At 47.2% G+C, this 10,251-nt stretch carries 6 protein-coding genes and 1 pseudogene; all 7 read right to left on the bottom strand.

The window, feature by feature from the left end; genetic code table 11:
- Positions 1 to 315: pseudogene (locus AB840_RS10385) on the bottom strand (IS5/IS1182 family transposase); the annotation flags it as partial.
- Between the two features lie 48 nt (positions 316 to 363).
- Complete coding sequence (locus tag AB840_RS10380; RefSeq protein ID WP_048514774.1) at positions 364 to 870, bottom strand: IS5 family transposase; 507 nt, start codon at positions 868 to 870, stop codon at positions 364 to 366.
- 119 nt (positions 871 to 989) lie between these two features.
- Positions 990 to 5,549, bottom strand: a complete 4,560-nt coding sequence (gene gltB / locus AB840_RS10375) for a glutamate synthase large subunit (RefSeq protein ID WP_048514773.1) — start codon at positions 5,547 to 5,549, stop codon at positions 990 to 992.
- 212 nt (positions 5,550 to 5,761) lie between these two features.
- Positions 5,762 to 6,463 (bottom strand): uracil-DNA glycosylase, encoded by a 702-nt coding sequence (locus AB840_RS10370; RefSeq protein ID WP_048514772.1) that lies wholly within the window; start codon positions 6,461 to 6,463, stop codon positions 5,762 to 5,764.
- Between the two features lie 12 nt (positions 6,464 to 6,475).
- Positions 6,476 to 8,089 (bottom strand): ArnT family glycosyltransferase, encoded by a 1,614-nt coding sequence (locus AB840_RS10365; protein WP_048514771.1) that lies wholly within the window; start codon positions 8,087 to 8,089, stop codon positions 6,476 to 6,478.
- Between the two features lie 10 nt (positions 8,090 to 8,099).
- Positions 8,100 to 9,659, bottom strand: coding sequence for an ArnT family glycosyltransferase (locus AB840_RS10360; RefSeq protein ID WP_048514770.1), 1,560 nt, complete (start codon positions 9,657 to 9,659; stop codon positions 8,100 to 8,102).
- Complete coding sequence (locus AB840_RS10355; RefSeq protein WP_048514769.1) at positions 9,659 to 10,249, bottom strand: DedA family protein; 591 nt, start codon at positions 10,247 to 10,249, stop codon at positions 9,659 to 9,661. The genes AB840_RS10360 and AB840_RS10355 overlap by 1 nt, the downstream gene beginning before the upstream one ends.
- Positions 10,250 to 10,251: the final 2 nt, after the last annotated feature.

The following is a 10,251-nucleotide window of genomic DNA, read 5'->3' as shown; positions in this document are numbered from 1 at the left end:
ATGATGATCATACATGTACTTCTGCTGCGCATACATCTGTTGAATTACGCTTAACTGTTGTTGATACTTGTGTGCCAGCTGTCTGCCATCTTGTAACAGATCAGCAATATATCGCTGATCTCTGGCAAGGTATTGCAATTGCTTGCCTATGCCATGCCGCAGTTTCTTTGCTTTGTTTTTCTTGGCGCGGATGATGTTCAAATAGTCCTTCCGGGCTTTGCGGCAATAGGTTCGCGGTTTCTTTCCATCAGTGGGAGTATGCAGCACGGTGATGATATGTTCCAACTTTTCTCGTCCTTCATTCAACAATTCCATGTCCCTGGGATACCTTGACATGAGATGGCGCACAGGTAGCGTCAACAATCAGCGGCCTTTCCTTGTCGGAGGTAGACGGCGGCGTATCATCATGATGAGAGAGTCATCTTTCTTGTCTGTTTCTTTTTCGATGTGCTGCGGTGCTTGTTTGGCAGCTTCTGCCTGTTGGATAATGAAATTATTGATGGCTTCCAACCGCTTCGGCGTCAGGCGTTTACGAAACCGTGTCATGGCAGACGCATCAACCGGTGCTTTATATTCATAGCCCAGTAAACCGCAGAAGTATTGCAAATAGGGATTTTCCTTGATTTGTTCAACGGTTTCTTTATCCGAGTACCCGTATTCAATTTGAATGAGCAACGCGCCTAATGCCATTCGGGCAGGCTTCGCTACATGGCCCTTGAATCCTTTGAACAGTTTTTTATATTTCTTTTCTACCAGATCCCATGGGATGAATGCTGCTTTCTTGATCCAGCGATTGTTCGGATCCATGTGCAATCCCAAGGGTTGATTAAAATCTTCGAAGGAAAGTTGTTTAGAAGGAGTTTTATACATGTTATATCACCTGTGTGCAAGGATTTTGAGCTGTTTTCCACCATACTCATGCACTTATTATACTACGAAACACTGATGAATACTGCAGTTATGCACACTGTTGGTTTGTGCAGTTTACATTATTTACTTTGTTTGCCATGTTTTTTTTCAAAGGCAATCATATGTGCTTCTTCGTCTGTATGGCCCTCCGCTTCGGCCTGTGCGATGAGATTAATCATTTCTTCGTAGGTTTCCGGAATAACTTTGGTAATGTGTGTTACTGTGTCATCCCAATTTTCCAGAAGAATATGTCCTAAGTTGCTGTCCGTATAAGAGACGTGGTTTTCCAACATGGTTTTGACAAAAGCTTGTTCTGTCTCATCGGATAAGTCTTCCAGACGAACCAGATCGGTATTGCATTTCCCTGGTTCCAGGTCGTAGACGTAAGCGATACCGCCGGACATGCCGGCTGCAAAGTTACGTCCTGTTTTACCAAGGATAAGAACACGTCCGCCTGTCATGTATTCGCAGCCATGATTTCCGACTCCCTCCACGACGGCGTTAATGCCGCTGTTTCGGACGCAGAATCGTTCTCCTGCTGTGCCATTGATATAAGCTTCTCCGCTGGTGGCGCCGTAAAATGCGACATTACCGATAATGATATTGTCTTCTGCCGGGAAAATAGATTCGCGCGGCGGCGAAACGACAATTTTTCCGCCGGACAGGCCTTTACCCAGATAGTCGTTGGCATCACCTTCAAGAGACAGCGTCAGTCCTTTAGGGATAAAGGCTCCGAAGCTTTGTCCGGCGGAGCCTACAAAGGTCAGCTTGATTGTGTCTTCCGCCAGACCATTTTCTCCGTAGCGCTTGGTGATTTCACTGCCCAACAGAGTGCCGGTTACGCGGTCCGTGTTGTTAATGCGCAGACGGGCGCGAATATGCTTTTGTTCCTCCAGAGCCGGACGGCACATCCGGATCAGTTTAGTCATATCGAGCGTAGAATTGATTTTGTGGTCCTGCGGCATCATGAAATGATGACCAATGCTGGCATCGGTGTAAGGACGGAACAAGAGATTTTTCAGATTGACCGTAGCGGCCTTCCAGTTATTGAAATGTTCCTTTTGTTTCAGGCAGTCATAGCGGCCTACCATGTCGTCGATGCTGTGAAAGCCCAAACGTGCCATGATTTCCCGCAGATCCTGAGCGACAAAGCGCATAAAGTTGATAATATATTCCGGCTTTCCTTTAAAATGCTTGCGCAGTTTTTCATCTTGTGTGCATACCCCGTAAGGGCACGTATTCAAGTGACATACGCGGAGCATGTGGCAGCCGATGGCCAGCAGCGGCGCTGTACCAAAGCCAAATAATTCTGCACCAAATAAGGCGGCTATTGCGATATCCCGTCCTGTCAGGAGTTTACCGTCTACCTCCAACGTGACGCGGTCACGAAGTTTGTTCAGCAGCAGCGTTTGCTGTACTTCGGATAGTCCGATTTCCCAAGGCAGGCCGGCATGACGGAGGCTGGTGCGCGGTGAAGCGCCGGTGCCGCCGTCGTAGCCGCTGACTACGATATCGTCTGCCTTGGCCTTTACGACACCGGCGGCAATCGTACCGATGCCGGCTCCAGCTGTCAGCTTTACGCCAATACGAGCATTACGGTTGGCATTTTTTAAATCGAAAATCAATTCAGCTAAATCTTCAATAGAATAGATGTCATGATGCGGCGGCGGAGAAATAAGAGCGACGCCCGTTGTGGCATGTCGGGTTTTGGCGATGTCCGGATAGACTTTGCTGCCGGGCAGGTGACCACCCTCGCCTGGTTTTGCACCCTGTGAGCATTTGATCTGCAGCTCGTCGGCGTGAATCAGATAGCTGCTGGTGACTCCGAAACGGGCCGAAGCGACCTGCTTGATTTTATCGTTGGTTTCCGTGTCAAAACGGGCAGCGTCTTCGCCGCCTTCACCGGTATTACTCATGCTTCCCAACCGATTCATGGCCGTGGCAACGCATTCGTGGGCTTCCTTGCTGAGGGCGCCGTAGCTCATGGCACCGGTACGGAACCGTTTGACGATGGAATCGACGGATTCGACTTCTTCAATAGGAATGCTGCAGCCGGCAGGATATTCAAAATCCAGTAAATCGCGGAGACGGAAAATCGAAGAAGTGTTGACTTTGTCAGCGTATTCTTTATATACGGTATAGTCATTTGTTTTACAGGCCTTCTGCAGCAGCTGTACGGTTTCCGGATCAATAATATGAGGCTGACCACCTTTACGGTATTGATAGAAATCGCCGCGGTCCAGTTTGTCACTGCCAGTGTAGGCCAATTGATGACGCAGTGCATTCTCCCGGGAAATTTCGGCAATGCCGATACCTTCGATGCGGGACGGCGTGTTTACAAAATACGTGTTGATAAGATCCTGTTTAATGCCAACCGCTTCAAATATCTGTGCGCCATGATAGCTGTGGACGGTGGAAATGCCCATTTTAGACATAACAGCAAGAATACCTTTTACGGCGGCATTGAGATAGTTGTTTTTTGCTGTTTCGTAGTCCATTTTTCCCAGTTTGCGCTGGGCGATCAGTTCTTTGATAGATTCTAAAGCTATATATGGATTAATGGCAGTAATTCCATAGCCTATCAGCGTACAAAAATGATGAACTTCGCGTGGTTCCCCCGATTCCAAAATAAGTCCTACGTCGGAACGGACTGTTTTGCTGATCAGATAATGGTGCAGCGCTGCCGATGCCAGCAGTGCTGGAATCGCGGCCATGCGGGAATTAACGCCGCGGTCAGAAAGCACAAGAATATTCGCGCCGTTTTTAATAGCTTTTAAAGCATCAATGCATAAGGATTCAATGGCTGTTTCCATTCCCTCGGGCCCACTGTTGACAGGATACAGCATAGAAAGCGTAGCTGTGCGGAGCTTAGATGTCATCAGCGATTTGATCACATTCATTTGCTCATTGGTCAGGATCGGACCTGTCAGGTATAAAGCGGCTGTCGCCGATTCGTTGGGATCCATGATATTGGCAACATTGCCGGCCATGACTGAGGTAGACATGACAATATTTTCGCGGACGCCGTCTATGGCCGGATTAGTGACCTGCGCAAAGTTTTCTTTAAAGTAATCATATAAAAGCTGAGGTTTATCGTTTAATACGGCCAGCGGCACATCGACACCCATAGAGTCGATGGCATGCTTGCCGTCGCGGGCCATGGGCAAGATGACCTTGTCCATATCTTCCTGGGTATAGCCGAACACTTTTTCCTGTTCCGGCAGATCATAGGGAATGATGGCGTCGTTGTTAGCGATATTCTGCCCCGCCATGAGTTCATCCAAGTTGATAATGTGTTCCTTGTACCATTGGCTGTACGGATGTTCTGTGGCAATTTGATGTTTGATTTCGTCATCATCAATGATGCGCTGCTGATTTGTATCGACAAGAAGCATTTTTCCCGGTTCCAGACGTCCTTTATATAAAATGTCCTCCGGTGAAATATTGACGACGCCAACCTCAGAACTGGCAATGACCCGGTCATCGCGGGTGATATAGTATCGTGCCGGGCGCAGGCCATTGCGGTCCAGCATACCACCGATAACGATACCGTCGCAGAAGCCGATAGCGGCCGGGCCGTCCCACGGTTCAAGCATGAAATTGTGATAGCGGTAGAAATCACGCTTTTCTTCACTCATAAGAGGATCTCGTTCCCAAGGTTCAGGAATCATCATCATCATAGCATGCGCTAACGAGTGTCCGGTCATGTAAAGATATTCCAGACAATTGTCAAACATTGAGGAATCACTGCCAGTAGCATCGACAACTGGGAATACTTTTTCCATATCGGGGAAAAAGTTTGATTTGGATTTACTTTCACGGGCATTCAGCCAGTTAATATTACCTTGAATCGTATTGATTTCCCCGTTGTGGACGATATACCGGTTCGGATGCGCCCGCGCCCAGCTGGGAAAGGTATTGGTGCTGAAGCGGGAGTGTACAAGGGCCATCGCTGTTGTGAAATCAAGATCCGAAAGATCCAGATAAAAATGGCGGAGCTGGACGGAGGTCAGCATACCCTTGTATACGATTGTGCGGGAGGACAGGCTGGCAATGTAGAAGTCGGTGCCGTTTTCCTGACTGGCAGGTACGATCGCCGTTTCAGCAAGCTTGCGGATGATATACAGTTTTCGTTCAAAGTCCATCTGTGTTGTGATGTCAGCACTTTTTTTGATAAAGACCTGAAGAAAATGGGGGCGGATTGTTTTGGCAATGCTGCCGATAAGACTTTCGTCAACAGGGACATCACGCCAGCCAAGAATCGACAGTCCTTCATCCCGCACGATTTTTTCAAAAGCTTCTATTTGCTTGTGACGGAAGGTTTCATAGCGATGAGCGAAAATCATGCCAACGCCGTATTCTCCTTCATCAGGCAGCGAGAATCCCAGAACTTCGCATTCACGACAGAAAAACTGGTGTGGTATCTGAATGAGGATTCCAGCCCCGTCGCCGCTTTGGGCATCTGCACCTTCCGCACCGCGGTGTTTTAAATTTTCCAGAATTGTCAAGGCATCATCAATAATATTGTATGATTTTTTTCCCTTTATATTCACAACAAAGCCGATACCGCAGGCATCATGTTCAAATGAGGGATCATAAAGTCCTTGCGGTGCCGGCAAGTCACGCAATTTTTTGTACATCGTAACTCCTCCTTTTATTATATGAAAAACGAGCCTGCCAATACGAAGCGTTGGGCTTAGGCTCGAATATGGGTGTGTATATGATTATAAACAATTTATATACGAAATGCAACAACTTTTATGCGGAAACTAGTATATTCATTAACAATTTAAACTTTTTTTAGCTAAAATATAAAATAATAACAAATAGAGATTGATTCTATGAGTTATTATCATAACTCTGCTATGCCGGCCGCCCATTGTGCAAATTGCTGACGGAACAAGCTGGCGCCGCCATTGGCCGGATGCCGCATTACCGCGGCAGGTATGCCGGCTTCTGAAAGAGTTTGAGCCGATTTTTGACCGATTGCACCAATCATGATTCCGGGACGGCACAAGGTCAGGAGCTGCTGTGTATAAATCAGACCTTCTGCCAGCTCTGCCTCTGTCGGGGTACGATTGCTGAAAGGAGATTCCTTATGCGGGTGAAATGGGAAAATATTCCACAGCAGTACATCGGATGAAGACAAGCCGTTATCGGCAATAGCACCCCAGACGTAAGTATCTGTCGGTTCATTCATGCCGTGCAGACACTGCGGCTTGCTGGTCATATAGACGCAGTCAGGCCGGCTGGTCCGCTGGCCGGCACAGTCAAAAATAAAGGATGCGGGGATTTTTTTGTGAGCATTGAGCAGCATGCGTTCACAAGTGATGGCGATGCCGGAAAAGCGACAGCCCTGATAGCCGGCGGCTTCAGCGATCAACAGATATCGGGCTTGACTGACACGGAGCTGCAAATAATACCGCAGCTGCCGGCGGCGGATCAGAGGTGCGGTTTCATCGATGTCGCAGCGGCTGTCAAACTCGTTCCAGGGATTAAAGACGCCGTCCCGGTGATAGTACTGCAGACTTGAGATAAAATCATCAATAGTCATATATGTGACCTCCTATAAGGATGTAAATACATGATATTCCCCATATGCGCCTACTGGCCGGGTCAGATCGTGAAATTCAGATTGCATGAAATGTTTGTATTTGCTATCCGGTACAATCAGCCATACCGGTTCATGCCGCCGGAGCCGATCTATCAATACGTCAGCCTCTTCGGTAGGAAAGAGATGTTTTTTGGACCAAATCTCATCCCGGTTCAGCCGGACGTTGTCGTCGTAGTTGCTGGGAGCCGTGTAGATTGCCGGTAGGCCAGTATAATACACAAAAGAGGTATGATACTCTTCAAAGAAATAAAGCTGCCCATGGAATGATGATGCTGCAGGAAGAAGCGCGGTCGCAGACCGATAGGCATAAAAAGGAATCAGTACCTGATACATTAGGATCAGGTATATAAGCGCGGTTCCGGTTGTGATGATGACAGGAATGGCGGGAAAAGCTCTTTTCCATTGCGCAAGGAGCAGAATCGCGGCTGCTATAGGGATGAATATAAGCAACTCCGTAAGACTATGCAAAGTAAAGTCCGCCGGCTTTATACCGATCCCGGCAGAAAAAAGCAGCAGCCAGAAAAAAAGCGCAGGGCCAGTAACCAGAAACCATAGGCGACGCGATGTTTTCTGGCCTAACGCATGTAAATACAGAGCGCCTAAATATAATAAAGGCATATTGGCAACGTACGAATATGTCGGATATTTCGTTGCCATCAAAGAATAAAATATGATAGTTCCCAAGGCCCAAAGTGTCATGTAGACATATTCGTCGGAAAAACGGCGTCGTTTCCATAGGGCGTAAAGGCATGGCCCGGTCCATGGCAGGAGACTGACCGGAACGAGGAGGAGGTAATAATACCACACATTCATTTTCGGATGTTCTGAGATAGTGGCCCGTACAACATTGTTAAAGCCTAAAAAACCGTTGATAAAATCCATGCCGTGCCGGGCATACATCATACCATACCAGGGAAGGCATATGGCGAAAAATAAAAGGATGCCTCCCAGGGGGAATAGCCGTTTGGCATAGGTAGTATTACGTCGGATAGCGATAAAAATAAGAAAAAATATACCAGGCAGAACAATCCCTACAGGGCCCTTGGTCAAAACGGCCAGAGCAGCCATCACGTAGGCTCCCCGTATATAGGCCGGCTTTTTTTCTGTCAGGCCAATATAGGTAAAAAACATAGTAGCACTTGTGAAGAAAAAAAGCATTTGGTCGGTAATAACAGAATGACCGATAGCCCAAACCTCCAGCGAGGTAGTGGTCATAGCCGCCAATAAAGCGGCGGCCAGCAGTCTTTGGGTACGGCGCAGCATATACCAGGCGGCCAGCAGCACAGAGACGGCACTGAAAAATGCGCCGGGAAGACGAGCCGCAAAATCTGTAAACCCAAAGGCAGAATAAGACAAACACAACATCCAATAAATAAAGATAGGCTTGTCATACCAGTATATGCCATAAATTTGAGGAGAAAGCCAGTCTCCGGATGCGACCATTTCTTTAGCCGTTAATGCATAATTGGATTCAACGGGATCGGTAATGGCCAATCCTGCATTTCCCAATAAGAAGAAAAGAAAACACAGAACAGCCAGGCAAAGAAGAAACGTACGGTGCCTCATAATGGCCCTCCTATGGATGATTGATGAGAATAAGCTGTGTCGGCATTTCGGCGGCAATTCCATACTGGTAAATGACAGGCTGCGTTTTTGCTGTTTTTTCATATGAGCTTCTTGTCATAATCAGATAGGTTTTTTCCGGTGATGCCAAAAGATCCGAAAAATTCATATTTTGTGTTTCTTCCCATTCTGTACCGTATAAGCCGCAGTAAAACGTAATGCCGGGACGAATAAATTTTTCGACGTATAGTTCAGAATGGCCGTCATACACGTCGTGAAGAATTTGTGCTGACCGATAGGAGGTAATATGGTCGGACAGCGTTGGCAGGATAAGGCCATAGGCGGACCAAGTAAATAATGTCATCAGCAATACGGCAGAGGCAAAGGCCTTTTTCCATTTTTGCCAATATAAGAATGCGGCTGGTATGCATACGGCAGCAGATAAAAGAATAGAGGCCCAGAAAATAGCGGATTTAAAAAAAACGGCCCCATCATTTAGAGGAATAGCATTGCAAAGCAGCAAGAGCATTCCTGCCAGGATAGAAATGCCGACACCGGTACAAGGCAGCTTTTTTTCTGTATAGCAGCGGTAGAGGTACCAGCCGATGATATATGCCGTCGGCGGAAACATGGGAGCAATATAGGTGACTAATTGTGTTTTGGACAAGGAAAAAAAGATAAAGATAAACGCTGCCCAAATAAGGCAAAAGATCAGCGTATCTTTGAACGGGTCCCGCTTTTTCATCAGCCGGTGTATGGCTGGAAAAATCAGTGCCGTCCAAGGCAGCATAGCGCCCAGAAAAATAGGGATAAAGAAGAAGAGGCTATTTTGACCGGGATGCTCCGGAGCCGCGAAGCGGGTAATATTATGGTAGCCGATAAAAGTATCAAGAAATGCCTCGCCGTGCACATGGTACATGAATACATACCAGGGAAGACCTACGGCAAACGCCAGAAGAATGCCCTGCGGAATTTTCATTGTTCGAATAAGGTGCCAGTGATGGCAGAGCAGGATGTACAGCAGCATGATCAGCGCCGGAAAAGCATATCCGATCGGGCCTTTGGACAGCAGTGCCAGACCGCAGAATCCGTACGCCAGGTAATAGCGTTCCTGATAAAAGGAAATCATGGTGACAGTCAGCGTCAGCATCAGCGTCATGTCGGTAATAGCGGCCCTGCCGACGTAAATAAATCCGAGGCTGGTCAGGAGGAGAAAAGATGCGATGAACGCAATTTTTTTGTTGAACAAATCTTTGCCTTGCAGGTATACATAGAAAACAGTGCTTATTGCCATGAGGGAGCTGGGGAGACGGGATGTGAAGTCAGAAACTCCCCAGGTGCCGTAGGACAGCATTTCCAGCCAATAAAACAGAGGGGGTTTATCGTACCAAAATTTTCCGAAAATATGCGGAGACAGCCAGTCTCCTGATAAGAGCATTTCCCGGGCTGTTTCACCATATACGGGTTCATCAGGATCAATCAGTGGTGTCATGCCTAGAAACGGAATCAGGATGAGCACTGCCATCAAGATTAATGTCAAACCGCAGCGGTTTTTATACAGTAACTGTTTCATTATACGTGTCTCCGGCGGGCCCGTCTCCAAAAGAAGACAGCGGCAATGATAATGCATACTGCAATAATGGCGATGAGGAAAATATGATTATACTGAATCAGATCACGCCAATGGCTGCCTAATACAGTACCGGCCCATACGAGAAGCAAGGTCCAGGGAATCGTACCGATAATCGTAAAGAGCACGAAGCGCCAGAATGGATATCGGGCGACTCCGGCCGGGAAAGAAATAAATGTCCGTACGCCGGGAAGACAGCGACAGATCAATACGGCCATACCGCCGTATGTATTGAACATTTTTTCAGCCATATTAAATTTTCGTTCGTTAAAAAAAATATATTTTCCATATTTTAAAAGGAGCGGGCGGCCACCGTATGAGCCTAGCCAGTAACTGATAATGGATCCGACGACGCCGGCAGTGCAGGCGACAATGAAAGTGGTCCAGAATTCAAAAATATGTTGAGAAATTAAAAATCCGGCAAAGCCGAGAACAACTTCACTGGGAATCGGAATATTGGCATTTTCTGCAACCATTGCAAAAAAAAGGGCAACGTATCCGTACGATTCCATGAGCTGCAATAATGTATCCATGT

The sequence above is a fragment of the Megasphaera cerevisiae DSM 20462 genome (assembly GCF_001045675.1).
Lineage (GTDB): Bacteria > Bacillota > Negativicutes > Veillonellales > Megasphaeraceae > Megasphaera > Megasphaera cerevisiae.
This window is presented reverse-complemented; position numbering and strand designations above follow the sequence as displayed.

Bases quoted from the DNA above. Each gene is read 5' to 3' on its own strand.
- AB840_RS10370 (WP_048514772.1), bottom strand. From the start codon at position 6,463: ATGACTATTGATGATTTTATCTCAAGTCTGCAGTACTATCACCGGGAC.
- AB840_RS10365 (WP_048514771.1), bottom strand. From the start codon at position 8,089: ATGAGGCACCGTACGTTTCTTCTTTGCCTGGCTGTTCTGTGTTTTCTT.
- AB840_RS10360 (WP_048514770.1), bottom strand. From the start codon at position 9,659: ATGAAACAGTTACTGTATAAAAACCGCTGCGGTTTGACATTAATCTTG.
- gltB (WP_048514773.1), bottom strand. From the start codon at position 5,549: ATGTACAAAAAATTGCGTGACTTGCCGGCACCGCAAGGACTTTATGAT.
- AB840_RS10380 (WP_048514774.1), bottom strand. From the start codon at position 870: ATGTATAAAACTCCTTCTAAACAACTTTCCTTCGAAGATTTTAATCAA.
- AB840_RS10355 (WP_048514769.1), bottom strand. From the start codon at position 10,249: ATGGATACATTATTGCAGCTCATGGAATCGTACGGATACGTTGCCCTT.